The 14,780-nt window shown below is 34.0% G+C and carries 12 protein-coding genes and 1 other annotated feature; all 12 genes read right to left on the reverse strand.

Going from position 1 to position 14,780, the window contains the following annotated elements:
- Window positions 1-199: 199 nt before the first annotated feature.
- The 12 genes from fusA to rpmG all read right to left on the reverse strand — a co-directional run bounded on the left by fusA (window position 200) and on the right by rpmG (window position 14,556).
- Window positions 200-2,272: an elongation factor G gene (gene fusA, locus O212_RS0108865; protein WP_024614756.1), complete on the reverse strand. Its 2,073-nt coding sequence runs from the start codon at window positions 2,270-2,272 to the stop codon at window positions 200-202.
- Window positions 2,273-2,347: 75 nt separating this feature from the next.
- Window positions 2,348-2,818 (reverse strand): 30S ribosomal protein S7, encoded by a 471-nt coding sequence (rpsG, locus tag O212_RS0108870; RefSeq protein WP_024614757.1) that lies wholly within the window; start codon window positions 2,816-2,818, stop codon window positions 2,348-2,350.
- Between the two features lie 146 nt (window positions 2,819-2,964).
- Entirely contained in the window at window positions 2,965-3,339 is a 375-nt protein-coding gene (gene rpsL, locus O212_RS0108875) for a 30S ribosomal protein S12 (RefSeq protein ID WP_024614758.1), read from the reverse strand.
- Window positions 3,340-3,551: 212 nt separating this feature from the next.
- On the reverse strand, window positions 3,552-7,088 hold the full coding sequence (gene rpoC / locus O212_RS0108880) for a DNA-directed RNA polymerase subunit beta' (protein ID WP_024614759.1): 3,537 nt from the start codon (window positions 7,086-7,088) through the stop codon (window positions 3,552-3,554).
- Window positions 7,089-7,108: 20 nt separating this feature from the next.
- On the reverse strand, window positions 7,109-10,822 hold the full coding sequence (gene rpoB / locus O212_RS0108885) for a DNA-directed RNA polymerase subunit beta (protein ID WP_024614760.1): 3,714 nt from the start codon (window positions 10,820-10,822) through the stop codon (window positions 7,109-7,111).
- Between the two features lie 365 nt (window positions 10,823-11,187).
- The gene (rplL, locus tag O212_RS0108890) at window positions 11,188-11,550 is read right to left on the reverse strand and encodes a 50S ribosomal protein L7/L12 (protein WP_024614761.1); all 363 of its coding nucleotides are present in this window, start codon (window positions 11,548-11,550) and stop codon (window positions 11,188-11,190) included.
- A gap of 52 nt (window positions 11,551-11,602) precedes the next feature.
- Entirely contained in the window at window positions 11,603-12,106 is a 504-nt protein-coding gene (gene rplJ / locus O212_RS0108895; RefSeq protein WP_024614762.1) for a 50S ribosomal protein L10, read from the reverse strand.
- A 32-nt stretch (window positions 12,107-12,138) separates the two neighbouring features.
- Window positions 12,139-12,273 (reverse strand) — a sequence feature (ribosomal protein L10 leader region).
- A gap of 40 nt (window positions 12,274-12,313) precedes the next feature.
- Window positions 12,314-13,003 carry a 50S ribosomal protein L1 gene (rplA, locus tag O212_RS0108900; protein WP_024614763.1) on the reverse strand — a complete coding sequence of 230 codons (690 nt, stop codon included), beginning with the start codon at window positions 13,001-13,003 and terminating at the stop codon, window positions 12,314-12,316.
- A 54-nt stretch (window positions 13,004-13,057) separates the two neighbouring features.
- Window positions 13,058-13,483: a 50S ribosomal protein L11 gene (rplK, locus tag O212_RS0108905; RefSeq protein WP_024614764.1), complete on the reverse strand. Its 426-nt coding sequence runs from the start codon at window positions 13,481-13,483 to the stop codon at window positions 13,058-13,060.
- Between the two features lie 92 nt (window positions 13,484-13,575).
- On the reverse strand, window positions 13,576-14,097 hold the full coding sequence (gene nusG / locus O212_RS0108910; RefSeq protein ID WP_024614765.1) for a transcription termination/antitermination protein NusG: 522 nt from the start codon (window positions 14,095-14,097) through the stop codon (window positions 13,576-13,578).
- A 31-nt stretch (window positions 14,098-14,128) separates the two neighbouring features.
- Complete coding sequence (secE, locus tag O212_RS0108915; protein WP_029699275.1) at window positions 14,129-14,353, reverse strand: preprotein translocase subunit SecE; 225 nt, start codon at window positions 14,351-14,353, stop codon at window positions 14,129-14,131.
- Window positions 14,354-14,406: 53 nt separating this feature from the next.
- On the reverse strand, window positions 14,407-14,556 hold the full coding sequence (rpmG, locus tag O212_RS0108920; protein ID WP_024614767.1) for a 50S ribosomal protein L33: 150 nt from the start codon (window positions 14,554-14,556) through the stop codon (window positions 14,407-14,409).
- Window positions 14,557-14,780: the final 224 nt, after the last annotated feature.

Genomic DNA, 14,780 nt, shown 5'->3' on the forward strand with positions numbered 1-14,780 from the left:
TCGAATTTTGCTTTTGACATTGTAATTCCTCCTTCATATAAATGACTTAAGTCATTATTTAAATCGTAATCTATATCTTAATATTTGGTATGAAATATTTTTAACATTTATATTAATGTTAAAAACATCTTCAATCTATTTATTTAATTGAGAGAAACTACTTAAGTAGTTCTCTCATATTTGCAATTTAATTCAAGAATTATTTAGCTTTCTTTCCAGCTACTTCTTCTTGAATGCTCTTTGGTACTTCTTCATAGTGGTCAAATACCATTACGTAAGTTCCTCTACCTTGAGTTCTTGATCTTAATGCTGTTGCATATCCGAACATTTCTGATAGTGGTACAAAAGCTCTGATAACTTGACGACCATTTCTTTGTTCCATACCTTCGATTCTACCTCTTCTTGAGTTGATATCACCCATAACATCTCCCATGTACTCTTCTGGTACAACTACTTCTACCTTCATTGAAGGTTCAAGTAATGTAGGATCCGCTTTCTTCATAGCGTTCTTGAATGCCATTGATCCAGCAATCTTGAATGCCATTTCTGATGAATCGACATCGTGGTATGATCCATCGAAACATTTAACTTTAAAGTTTATAGTTGGGAATCCAGCTATAACTCCACTTTCAGCTGCTTCTTGGATACCGTTATCTACTGCTGGTACATATTCTCTTGGAATAGCTCCTCCAACAATAGCATTTTCGAATTCATATTCTCCATCTGTTGGTATCATTTCTATCCAACAGTGTCCGTATTGTCCTCTACCACCAGATTGTCTTACGAACTTACCTTCAGCCTTAACAGCTTTCTTGATAGTTTCTTTGTAAGCAACTTGTGGAGCACCTACGTTACATTCAACTTTGAATTCTCTTTGTAATCTATCAACGATGATATCTAAGTGTAATTCACCCATACCAGCAATGATTGTTTGACCAGTTTCTTGATCAGTCCAAGTCTTGAATGTTGGATCTTCTTCAGCTAATTTAGCTAAAGCTATACCCATTTTTTCTTGACCAGCTTTTGTTTTTGGTTCGATAGCTATTGATATAACTGGTTCTGGGAATTCCATACTTTCTAAGATGATTGGTTGTGCTTCATCACATAAAGTATCTCCTGTAGTTGTATTTTTTAATCCAACTACTGCTCCTAAATCTCCAGCTCTTAATTCGCTAATTTCTTCTCTTGAGTTAGCGTGCATTTTAACTAATCTACCAATTCTTTCTTTCTTACCCTTAGTTGAGTTAAGAACATAAGTACCACTTTCCATTATACCTGAGTAAACTCTTGTAAATGCAAGTCTTCCTACGAATGGGTCAGTAGCTATTTTGAATGCTAATGCTGACATTGGAGCATCATCGCTAGCTTCTCTTTCTAATTCTACTTCTGGATCATCTACATCGATACCCTTAACTGGTGGAATATCAACTGGTGATGGTAAGTAATCAACAACTAAGTCAATCATCTCTTGAACACCTTTATTTTTATATGATGAACCACAGATTACAGGAATTATTTCATTATTGATAGTAGCTTTTCTTAAAGCAAGCTTTAACTCTTCTTTAGTTAATTCTTCACCATCTAGGTATTTCATCATTAACTCTTCATCAGTTTCAGCAATAGCTTCTATCATCATATTTCTGTATTCTTCAGCTTTATCCTTTAATTCTGCAGGGATTTCTCCTCTTTCGATGTCTTTTCCTAAGTCATCTTTGTGGATAAGAGCTACATTTTCCATAAGGTCTATCATACCTACGAAATTATCTTCTGCACCTATTGGAATTTGTATTGCTACAGCGTTAGCTTTTAATCTATCTCTTACTGAGTTTATACAAGCATAGAAGTCTGCTCCAGTAGCATCCATTTTGTTTACGTAGATTGCTCTTGGTACTCCATAGTTATCTGCTTGAGTCCAAACTGTTTCAGTTTGTGGTTCAACCCCACTCTTAGCGTCTAGTACAGTTATAGCACTATCTAGACATCTTAATGATCTTTCAACTTCAACTGTGAAGTCTACGTGTCCTGGAGTATCGATTATGTTAATTGCATAACCTTTCCATTGACAGAATGTAGCAGCAGAAGTAATTGTTATACCTCTTTCTTGCTCTTGTGCCATCCAGTCCATTTGTGAAGCACCATCATGTGTTTCACCTATTTTGTGTGTTCTACCTGTGTAGAATAATATACGCTCAGTAGTTGTTGTTTTACCAGCATCTATGTGAGCCATAATTCCTATATTACGAAATTTATCTAAAGGAAATTGTCTTGCCACAATAAACTCCTCCTCTCAAATAGTGATTTTAAATTCAACAAAACTGTTTTGGCAAAAGCCAAAACAGTTTTAAAATTAGTATCTGTAGTGAGCAAATGCTTTATTAGCTTCAGCCATTTTATGAGTATCTTCTCTCTTCTTAACAGCTGATCCTGTGTTGTTAGCAGCGTCTAATAATTCAGCAGCTAATCTCTCACACATTAACTTTTCTCCTCTTTTTCTAGCAGCAGCTAGTATCCATCTGATACCTAAAGTCTGTCTTCTTTCTGCTCTAACTTCTATTGGAACTTGGTAAGTAGCTCCACCTATTCTTCTTGCCTTTACTTCTAGTAATGGCATTACGTTATTCATAGCATCTTCGAAAACTTCTAATGCATCTCTGCCAGTTTTTTCTGCCATAGTTTCAAAAGCTTGGTAGCATATTTTTTGTGCTACTCCTTTTTTACCGTCAAGCATGATTCCATTTATTAACTTAGTAACAACTTTTGAGTTATAAACTGGATCAGCTAAAACGTCTCTTTTTGCTATATGTCCTTTTCTTGGCACTTTTCTTCCCTCCTTAACAATTTGAATTTAAGTTCATCGGTACTCGACAATATTTCATGTCGCAAAGTGCTTCTCTCATCATCTATATAAACTTAAGTTATAAATCTATGTAAATTTGAAGATAAGCACTATTTAATTAAGATTTCCTATTTCTTAGGTCTCTTAGCACCGTACTTTGATCTTCCTTGCATTCTGTTAGCTACACCAGCACAGTCAAGTGCTCCTCTTACGATATGGTATCTAACCCCAGGAAGGTCCTTTACTCTTCCACCTCTTATAAGAACAACGCTATGCTCTTGTAAGTTGTGGCCTACACCACCAATGTATGCAGTAACTTCATATCCGTTTGTAAGTCTTACTCTTGCAACCTTTCTTAGGGCTGAGTTAGGCTTCTTAGGAGTTGATGTTTTAACAACTGTACATACTCCTCTTTTTTGTGGACAGTTTTTTAATGCTGGAGCTGTTGATTGGTTTACAGCAGCTTTTCTTCCTTTTCTTACTAATTGGCTTATAGTTGGCATTCTTTCACCTCCTGAATTTATTTATCTATATGAAAATTAGATAAGCTTTTTAAATTTGCCTACTTTTTACAAATTTCTTTATAAAAACCTCATGAGGCAAAGTATAACTTTGCCTTCATGAAGCAATGTAGACAATTATTTTGTCGTATATTCATTAAACATACAACACGTATTGTAACATTTAAGAATACACATGTCAATAAAATTAATTCTTATTCAGCATTTACTATTATTTCTTCTTCAATTTTGTTATCTTCAACATCTAATCTTGCTGATCTATATCTCATCATACCAGTTCCTGCTGGAATTAATTTACCTATTATTACATTTTCTTTTAATCCTACAAGTGGATCAATTTTTCCTTTGATAGCTGCTTCAGTAAGAACTCTTGTAGTTTCTTGGAATGATGCTGCTGATAAGAAACTATCTGTAGCAAGTGCTGCCTTAGTTATACCAAGAAGTACTTGATCTCCTCTAGCTTCTTCTCCACCAAATTCTCTTACTCTTGCATTTTCTTCTTCAAAGTCAAAAATATCTATTGTAGTTCCTGGTAGAAGATTTGTATCTCCTGACTCAGTAACTTTTATCTTTCTAGTCATTTGTTTAACAACTACTTCTAAGTGCTTATCGTTGATATCAACACCTTGTAATCTATAAACTTTTTGAACTTCTGATAGTAAGTATCTTCTTGCCCCATCAACACCTTTAATAGCCATGATGTCATGAGGATTTACAGAACCTTCTGTAATTTCGTCTCCAGCTTCAACATAATCATCGTTTGAAACCTTAACTCTTGATCCAAATGGAATATCGTAACTTACTTCTTCCCCATCTGCACCCATTACATGTACAGTTCTCTTTTTCTTAGTTTCCTCAATTCTTACAGTACCATCAATTTCAGTTACTATCGCAAGACCCTTAGGTTTTCTAGCTTCAAATAATTCCTCAACTCTAGGAAGACCTTGAGTGATATCTCCAGCAGATGCAACCCCACCTGTATGGAATGTTCTCATTGTAAGCTGTGTTCCTGGTTCTCCGATTGATTGTGCAGCTATTATACCAACAGCTTCACCTATATTTATTTTTTGACCAGTTGCCATATTCATACCGTAACATTTAGCACATACACCAATCTTACAGTTACATGTAAATACTGATCTTATCTTAACTTTCTTAACACCAGCATCTGATACTTTCTCTGCTAGATCTACATCCATATACTCATTTTTATGAACAAGTATTTCTCCTGTTTCTGGATGTAATATATCTTCAGCTGCATATCTTCCAGTTAATCTTTCTTTTAATTCTTCTATTATTTCGTTACCTTCTCTTATTTCAGTAACTACCATACCCTCATCAGTTCCACAATCATGTTCTCTAACTATAACATCTTGTGATACGTCAACAAGTCTTCTTGTTAAGTATCCTGAATCGGCAGTTTTAAGTGCTGTATCAGCATTACCTTTTCTAGCTCCGTGAGTTGATAAGAAGTATTCTAATATATCAAGACCTTCTCTGAATGATGCTTTGATTGGTAATTCGATAATTTTACCTGATGGACTTGCCATAAGTCCTCTCATACCAGCTAACTGTTTAATCTGTGACTTAGAACCTCTGGCTCCTGAGTCAGCCATCATGAATATTGGATTCCATTTGTCCAAGCTATCCATTAGAGCATCGGCAACTTCTTCTGTTGTCTTAGTCCATTTCTCGATAACTCTTTCATATCTTTCATCTTCTGATATGAAACCTCTCTTATACATTTTTTCAATTTTTTCAACTGTTTCTTCAGCATCTTTTAATAAAACGTATTTTTCATCTGGAACTATCATATCTGAAGCAGCAACTGTAACCGCTCCAATTGATGAATAATGGTATCCTAATGCTTTTATTCTATCTAGCATTATAGAAGTTTTTGTTGATCCATGTTTTCTGTAACATCTATCAATTATTTTTCCTAATGACTTTTTAGTTATTAAGAAATCTACTTCTAAATTAAACATTTCTTCTTGATTAGTTCTATCAACAAATCCTAAATCTTGAGGAATTGATTCATTGAATATTAATTTACCTACAGTAGTCTTAATAATTCCTGATTTAACTTCCCCATCTATTTCTCTAAACATTCTTACAAAAATATCAGCATGAATTTCTATCGCTTTAACTTGATAAGCCATTATAGCTTCATCTTTTGATGAGAAATGTTTGCCGCTACCTTCTGCATTTTCTTTTTCCATTGTCATGTAGTATGATCCTAGAACCATATCCTGAGTAGGAACACATACTGGTTTACCATCTGATGGTTTCATTATGTTTCCTGCTGCAAGCATTAAGAATCTAGCTTCTGCTTGAGCTTCAACTGATAATGGTACGTGAACAGCCATTTGGTCACCATCGAAGTCAGCATTATACGCTGTACATACTAATGGATGAAGTTTTATAGCTCTACCTTCAACTAACACTGGTTGGAACGCTTGAATTCCTAATCTGTGTAGAGTCGGAGCACGGTTAAGTAATACTGGATGATCAGCTATAACTTGCTCTAAAACATCCCAAACTTGTGGCATTACTCTTTCTACCATTCTTTTAGCACTTTTTATATTATGTGCTATTCCATCTTGAACTAACTTTTTCATTACAAATGGCTTGAATAATTCAAGTGCCATTTCCTTTGGAAGACCACATTGGTACATTTGTAATTCTGGTCCAACAACGATAACGGATCTACCAGAATAGTCAACTCTCTTACCAAGTAAGTTTTGTCTAAATCTACCTTGCTTACCTTTAAGCATATCTGAAAGAGATTTTAATGGTCTGTTTCCAGGACCAGTAACAGGTCTTCCTCTTCTACCATTATCAATAAGAGCATCTACTGCTTCTTGAAGCATTCTCTTTTCGTTTCTAACGATTATATCTGGAGCTCCTAAATCTAATAGTTTCTTTAATCTGTTGTTTCTGTTTATAACTCTTCTATATAAATCATTTAAGTCTGAAGTAGCAAATCTACCACCATCTAATTGAACCATAGGTCTTAAATCTGGTGGGATTACTGGAATAACATTTATAATCATCCATCTTGGATCATTTCCTGATGATCTAAATGATTCAACAACTTCTAATCTTCTTATTATTCTTACTTTCTTTTGACCAGTACTTTGTTTTAACTCTTCTTTAAGCTCTTTAGTAGTAGTTTCTAAATCTATTTCCCCTAAAAGCTCTTGAATAGCTTCAGCTCCCATTGCTGCAACAAAACTTTCTTCACCATATTTATCTACAGCTTCTCTATATTCTTTTTCATTAAGAAGTTGTTTCTTTAATAATGGTGTTTCTTTTGGGTCAATTACAACATATGATGCAAAATATAAAATCTTTTCTAAAGATCTTGGTGACATATCAAGTATTAATCCCATTCTTGATGGTATTCCCTTGAAGTACCAGATGTGAGAAACTGGGGCAGCAAGTTCTATATGCCCCATTCTTTCTCTTCTTACTTTAGCTTTTGTAACTTCAACTCCACATCTGTCACAAACTATACCTTTGTATCTTACTCTCTTATATTTACCACAATGACATTCCCAATCTTTCATTGGTCCGAATATTCTCTCACAGAATAAACCGTCTCTTTCTGGTTTTAAAGTTCTATAATTTATTGTTTCTGGCTTTTTGACTTCTCCCCTTGACCATTCTCTGATTTGTTCAGGAGATGCTAAACCTATTTGTATGGCATCAAAATTATTTAATTCAAACAAGGGTAATCCTCCCTTCAAAATTAGTGTTCATCGTTAAAATCATCAAGTTCTAAGTTGTCTTGAAATTCTTCTAACTGAAAACCTTCAAATTCTTCTTCAATTTCTTCAGATTCTTCTTCTGAAGTATATCCATCTTCTGAGTCTACTTCAGGTTGTTTTTCTTGAACAAACTCTTCTGTTCCTTCAATATTAACCTCTAAATCCGCTGAATCTTCTTCTTCAGTAAATTCCTTAATTCTTACTTCTTGATTATCATCATTAAGAACTTTAACATCTAAGCAAAGTGCTTGAAGTTCTTTGATAAGAACCTTAAATGACTCTGGAACTCCTGGCTCTGGGATATTTTCTCCCTTAACTATAGCTTCATAAGTCTTAACTCTACCAACAACATCATCAGACTTAACAGTTAAGATTTCTTGTAATGTATGTGCTGCACCATATGCTTCTAGTGCCCAAACTTCCATTTCTCCAAATCTTTGACCACCAAATTGAGCTTTACCTCCAAGTGGTTGTTGAGTAACTAATGAGTATGGACCAGTTGATCTTGCGTGAATCTTATCATCAACTAAGTGAGCAAGTTTTAAGATATACATTATACCAACAGTAACTTCATTATCAAATGCTTCCCCTGTTCTACCATCATATAGAGGAGTCTTTCCGTTTGCATTATATCCTGCATCCTCTAAGCATTGCTCTATATCTTTTTCTGTAGCACCATCGAATACTGGAGTAGCAATGTGCCATCCTAATGCACTAGCAGCCCAACCTAAGTGAACTTCTAATACCTGACCGATATTCATACGTGATGGAACCCCTAATGGGTTTAAGCATATTTGAAGTGGTCTACCATCTGGTAAGAAAGGCATATCTTCTTCTGGTAATACTCTTGAGATAACCCCTTTATTACCATGACGTCCTGCCATCTTATCTCCAACTGATATTTTTCTTTTTTGTGCTATATAGCATCTTACAAGTTCGTTTACTCCTGGATTTAATTCATCACCGTTTTCTCTAGTAAATACTTTAACATCTACTATTATACCAGCTTCTCCATGAGGAACTCTTAATGAAGTATCTCTAACTTCTCTTGCTTTTTCACCGAATATAGCTCTTAATAATCTTTCTTCTGCTGTTAATTCTGTTTCTCCTTTTGGAGTTACTTTACCAACAAGGATATCTCCTGATCTTACTTCAGCACCGATTCTGATTATTCCTCTTTCATCGATATCTCTTAAAGCATCTTCACTTACATTAGGAATATCTCTAGTTATTTCTTCTGGTCCTAATTTAGTGTCTCTTGCTTCACATTCATATTCTTCTATATGGATTGATGTAAATACATCTTCTCTTACTAATTCTTCTGAGATTAGCATAGCATCTTCGTAGTTATAACCTTCCCAAGTTATGAATCCCATTCTGATATTTTTACCTAATGCTATTTCTCCTAAGTCTGTTGATGGACCGTCTGCAAGAACTTGGTTCTTAAATACCATTTCTCCTACACTTACTAATGGTCTTTGATTTATACAAGTTCCTTGGTTACTTCTCTTAAACTTTAATAACTTGTATGTATCTATTCCTCCATCAACATCTCTCTTAACTTTTACTTCACTAGCGCTTACGTAAGTTACTACTCCAGCATTTTTAGCTTTAGGTAGAACCCCTGAATCTGTAGCCGCTCTAAATTCTATTCCTGTACCAACTATAGGAGCTTGTGGCTTTAATAGTGGAACTGCTTGACGTTGCATGTTAGATCCCATAAGAGCTCTTGATGCATCATCATTTTCAAGGAAAGGAATCATAGCTGTAGCAACAGATACGATTTGTCTTGGTGAAACATCCATTAAGTCAACTTCACTTGCAGGTACTACTAATACATCTTCTAAGTATCTAACAGTTACCTTTTCATTTATAAAGTGTCCTTCAGCATCTAAAGGCTCATTTGCTTGAGCTACTAGATATTGATCTTCTTCATCTGCTGTGAAGTATCTTATCTCCATAGTTGCTCTCTTGTTTTCTTTATCAATAATTCTATATGGTGTTTCAATAAATCCATATTCATTAACTTTTGCATATGTAGCTAATGAGTTTATAAGACCTATGTTTGGTCCTTCTGGTGTTTCAATAGGACACATTCTACCATAATGTGAATGGTGAACGTCTCTAACTTCGAATCCAGCTCTTTCTCTTGAAAGACCTCCTGGTCCTAATGCAGATAATCTTCTCTTATGAGTTAATTCTGATAACGGATTTGTTTGATCCATGAATTGTGATAATTGTGAGCTACCAAAGAATTCTTTAATAGCAGCAGCAACTGGTCTTATATTGATTAACATTTGAGGAGTTATTGCTTCTTGGTCTTGAATAGTCATTCTTTCTTTAACTACTCTTTCCATTCTTGATAAACCAATTCTAAATTGATTTTGTAATAATTCTCCTACTGATCTTAATCTTCTATTACCTAAATGGTCTATATCATCTATATATCCAATACCATAAGCTAATCCTAGCTCGTAACTAATAGTAGCAAATATATCATCTTTAACTATATGTTTTGGTATTAATTTTGTAATATTTTTCTTAATTTCTTCCTTGATGCTATCTTCATCACTGAAGTTATCAAGTATTTCTCTTAATGTTGGATAGTGAACTAATTCCTTAACGTTAAGATCACTTACATCAAAAGGTACTTGCTTTGCTAAATCAACGAAGTGGTTACCTATTACTCTTATAACTCTGTCTTCTATTAATACATCTACTGAATTAATTCCAGCATTTTGTATTTCTTCAGCCATTGTTCTAGTAATTTTTTGGCCTTGTTCAACCATTATTTCTCCAGTTGATGGATTTACTATATCAGCTGCAGCAATTTGGTTTGCAAGTCTTAAATTGATAGCTAATTTCTTATTGAACTTATATCTACCAACTCTTGATAAATCATATCTCTTTGCATCGAAGAATAAAGAATCTATTAAAGATATTGCACTATCAACTGTTGGTGGCTCACCTGGTCTTAATCTTTTATAGATTTCAAGTAAAGCTTCCTCTGTTGTTTTAGTATTATCTTTTTCGATTGTAGCTTTTAATCTTTCTTCTTCACCAAAGTATTCAATTAATTCTTGGTCACTTCCAAATCCCATAGCTCTTGCTAATATACTTATTGGAAGTTTTCTTGTTTTATCGATTCTAACTGATATTATATCGTTAGAATCAGTTTCGTACTCTAGCCAAGCACCTCTATTTGGTATAACAGTTGATGAGAATAATTTTTTACCACTCTTATCTCTGTTTTGGCTGTAGTAAACTCCTGGAGATCTTACTAATTGGCTAACTATAACTCTCTCAGCACCATTTATAATAAATGTACCTTGTTCTGTCATTAATGGGAAGTCTCCCATAAATACCTCTTGTTCTTTAATCTCTCCAGTTTCAGTATTTGTAAGTCTTACTGAGACTTTTAAAGGTGCAGCATATGTTGCATCTCTTTCTTTGCACTCTTCTACAGAGTACTTGATATTATCCATATCAAGTTTGTAATCAACAAATTCTAATACTAAGTTTCCAGTAAAGTTTCCTATTGGATTTATATCGTCAAATACCTCGTGTAGTCCTTCTTTAAGAAACCAGTCATAAGAATCTAGTTGTACCTCTATAAGATTTGGCATTTCTGTTACATCTTTAACTTTACCAAAACTCATTCTTGTTCTTTTTCCAGATTGGACAGGATGTACCATGAATTTTCACCCCTTGTATAAACTAAAATAACCAAAAGCATAACTTCCCTAAGGACTTTTGCTTTCGGACAGCGTCATCTTTTTAGTATAACCATATTCAAAACAATTATACTCTTTTTTTACAATAAAATATACTTATCCATATTGAACAGTACATTAAATGATAGTATCATAACATAATATCATTGTCAATATCTTTTCATTAACAATACTATCTATTTTTTACCTACTTATAAATAAAACTATATAAAGTATCCATCTTTAATATAGGATATTTTATATAGTTTGAATTTTGTCATTAGAATATAAAAAGGTGCTAAAATTAGCACCTTTTATATAACTTTTGAAATTTCATTAAAGTAAAATTACTTTAATTCTACTTCAGCTCCAACTTCAGCTAATTTAGCTTTCATTTCTTCAGCTTCTTCTTTAGCTACAGCTTCTTTAATTGTCTTAGGAGCTCCATCAACTATTTCTTTAGCTTCTTTTAATCCTAATCCAGTTATTTCTCTTACAGCTTTGATAACTTTGATTTTGTTAGCTCCAGCGTTAGCTAAAACTACATCAAATTCTGATTTTTCTTCAGCAGCTGCTCCTGCTACTGCTCCTGCTACTGCTACTGGTGCAGCAGCGCTTACTCCGAATTCTTCTTCGCAAGCAGTTACTAATTCATTTAATTCTAAAACGCTCATTTCTTTTATAGCTTGAATGATATCTTCTCTTGTCATTTTAATTGCACCTCCAAAATTTTTAAAACGTATTAACTTTTTAGTTAATTAATTATTCAGCTGATTCAGCTTCTTTTTTTTCTTTTATTGCATTTAGTAAGTATGCAAGGTTTGATAATGGTGACTTGATACTTCCAAGTAATTTTGCAATAAGAACTTCTTTTGATGGAATTGAAGCGATTTTCTTGATCATTTCTTGATCGTAGATCTTTCCTTCAACTACTCCAGCTTTTAATTCTAACTTTTTGTGATCCTTAGCGAAATCATTTAAGATTCTTGCTGCTGCTGTAGCATCTTCGTATCCGAATGCCATTGAAACAGGTCCTTCTAAGTATTCTTCTAAACCTTCTAGACCTACTTCTTTAGCTGCTAATGTAACTAAAGTATTTTTGTATACTTTATATTCAACTCCAGCTTCTCTTAAGTTCTTTCTTAATTGTGTATCTTCTTCAACAGTTAGACCTTGATAGCTAGTTAAAACAACACTTTGTGCTTTTTCTAACTTTTCTCTAATTTCAGCAACTTTTGCTTCTTTTAATTGTCTGTTCTTGTTCACGTGTGTCCACCTCCTCACAGTATTAACTGCTTACTTGTATTATAAAAGGTCTTCCCGTAGACAGAGGAAGACCTTAATAAACTTATGTTTATAGATAACCCTCGGTAGGTTGGTGTACGTTACGTGAAAATCACACCTACTGTCTACGGCACATTATTCATTTTCAACAGAACTTATTTTAACACATAAAGTTCTTTAAGTCAACAATTATTCTGTAACTTTTGCAGGGTTTACTTTTGCTCCAGGTCCCATTGTGCTAGTTACTGTAACTGACTTAATGTATTGTCCTTTTGCAGCTGCTGGTTTAGCTTTAACTAAAGCTTCCATTAAAGTTTTGAAGTTTTCGTGTAACTTTTCAGCTCCGAATGACTTCTTACCGATTGGGCAGTGTACGATAGCAGTTTTATCAACTCTGTACTCAACCTTACCAGCTTTTATTTCAGCTATTGCTTTAGCAACATCAAATGTTACTGTTCCTGATTTTGGGTTTGGCATTAAACCTTTAGGTCCTAAAACTCTACCGATTCTACCAACAACTCCCATCATATCTGGAGTAGCTACAACTACATCGTAGTCGAACCAATTTTCTGTTTGGATCTTTTGAACTAATTCTTCAGCTCCAACAAAATCTGCTCCCGCTTCTTGAGCTTCTTTAGCTTTATCTCCTTTTGCGAAAACTAAAACTCTTACGTTTTTACCAGTTCCGTTTGGTAAAACTACTGCACCTCTTACTTGTTGGTCAGCATGTCTTGGATCTACTCCAAGTCTAACGTGTAGTTCGATTGTTTCATCGAAGTTAGCTTTTGCAGTTTTAACAGCAAGCTCTAAAGCTTCTGCTGGATTATATAAAGCACTTTTATCTATTAACTTTGCACTTTCAACATATTTCTTTCCCATTAATAAGCCTCCTTTGTGGTATTAGCGGTTTGTACCTCCCACTATTTTTGTGAATTACTCTTCGATAGTTACACCCATACTCTTAGCTGTACCTTCGATCATTCTCATAGCACTTTCGATTGTAGCAGCGTTTAAGTCAGGCATTTTCATTTCTGCGATTTTCTTAACTTGTTCTTTAGTTAATTGTCCAACCTTTGTTCTGTTTGGAACTCCTGATCCGCTTTCAAGTCCTAATTCTTTCTTTATTAGAACTGCAGCTGGAGGAGTCTTTAAGATAAAACTAAAAGATCTGTCTTGGTAAACTGTGATTACTACTGGTATTATTAATCCAGCTTGATTAGCAGTTTTTGCATTGAACTCCTTACAGAATCCCATTATGTTTACACCGTGTTGTCCTAAAGCTGGACCTACTGGTGGTGCTGGAGTTGCCTTTCCTGCAGGAAGTTGAAGTTTAATCATTCCAGTTACTTTCTTAGCCATTGTTTATTCCTCCTATACTGTGGTATATACGGACAATATGTATTAGTTTTTTTGTCCTCCCACTTAATTAAAACATTAGTTATAACATAAAATTATACTAATTTTTCTACTTGATTAAAATCTAGCTCTGCTAATGTTTCTCTTCCGAACATATCAACAAGAGCTTTAATTTTTTGTTTTTCAAGATTTATCTCTTGAATTGTAGCCACGAATTCTCTAAGTGGTCCTGAGATAACTCTTATACTTTCACCTACTTCAAGATCAATATCTACAGGTAGTTCTAAAACTCCCATTGATTCAATCTCTTCTTCAGTAAGAGGAACTGGTTTAGATCCAGGTCCTACAAATCCTGTAACGCCTCTTGTGTTTCTAACAACATACCAAGATTCGTCTGTCATTAGCATTTTCACTATTACATATCCTGGAAATTTCTTTTTAAGGGAAACTTTTTGTTTTCCATCTTTTTCTTCAATTACTTCTTCCATTGGTATTTGGATATCATGAATTAATGATTCAAGATGTCTGTTTTCAACAACTTTTTCTATGTTAACCTTAACTTTATTTTCATATCCAGAATACGTATGTACTACATACCATCTTGCTCTTTCACTCATATTAATCGGTGATTAACACCCAAACCTCCCTTTACTTAAGTTTCAAAACTACTTCAAAGAGGTTTTGAAAAATATAATCTAGTCCACCTACAAGTATAATATATACTATAGAGAACCCAAGAACTGCAATCAATGCTTTTTTTGTTTCATTCTTTGAAGGCCACGTAATTCTTTTGAATTCCGCTTTTACATCTTTAAAGAATTTAAACATACCACCCTTTTGAGCGGCTCCAGTTTTTACATTATTACCAGCCATAGTTTTCACATCCTTAACAATATTCAAGTCTGTGTCTTTACTTAAGCGCTAAACTATTTAGTTTCTCTATGAAGAGTATGCTTTTTACAGAACTTACAATATTTTTTCATTTCCATTCTGTCTGGGTTGTTTTTCTTGTTCTTCATTGAGTCATAATTTCTTTGTTTACACTCTGTGCAAGCTAAAGTTATTTTTACTCTCACGGTCTGCACCTCCAGTTTTAAATATATATTCTAAGAGATATACCTCTTACAGTATCTGTTTCGTGACTTCATGAGTTACTTTCTCACATTATCACAATTTATTTAAACTGTCAATAATCTATCCTTTGTAAAGGACTAGGTAATTTACCCAGTCCTTCTAATAAATTATTATTGACAGTTATAATCTATAATATACTATTTTGTTTATTACTATTCGATTATGC

The sequence above is a fragment of the Clostridium sp. Ade.TY genome (assembly GCF_000498355.1).
GTDB lineage: Bacteria > Bacillota > Clostridia > Clostridiales > Clostridiaceae > Clostridium.

Bases quoted from the DNA above. Each gene is read 5' to 3' on its own strand.
- rpsL (WP_024614758.1), bottom strand. From the start codon at position 3,339: ATGCCAACTATAAGCCAATTAGTAAGAAAAGGAAGAAAAGCTGCTGTA.
- rpoB (WP_024614760.1), bottom strand. From the start codon at position 10,822: ATGGTACATCCTGTCCAATCTGGAAAAAGAACAAGAATGAGTTTTGGT.
- rplL (WP_024614761.1), bottom strand. From the start codon at position 11,550: ATGACAAGAGAAGATATCATTCAAGCTATAAAAGAAATGAGCGTTTTA.
- rplA (WP_024614763.1), bottom strand. From the start codon at position 13,003: ATGGGAAAGAAATATGTTGAAAGTGCAAAGTTAATAGATAAAAGTGCT.
- rplK (WP_024614764.1), bottom strand. From the start codon at position 13,483: ATGGCTAAGAAAGTAACTGGAATGATTAAACTTCAACTTCCTGCAGGA.
- nusG (WP_024614765.1), bottom strand. From the start codon at position 14,097: ATGAGTGAAAGAGCAAGATGGTATGTAGTACATACGTATTCTGGATAT.
- secE (WP_029699275.1), bottom strand. From the start codon at position 14,353: ATGGCTGGTAATAATGTAAAAACTGGAGCCGCTCAAAAGGGTGGTATG.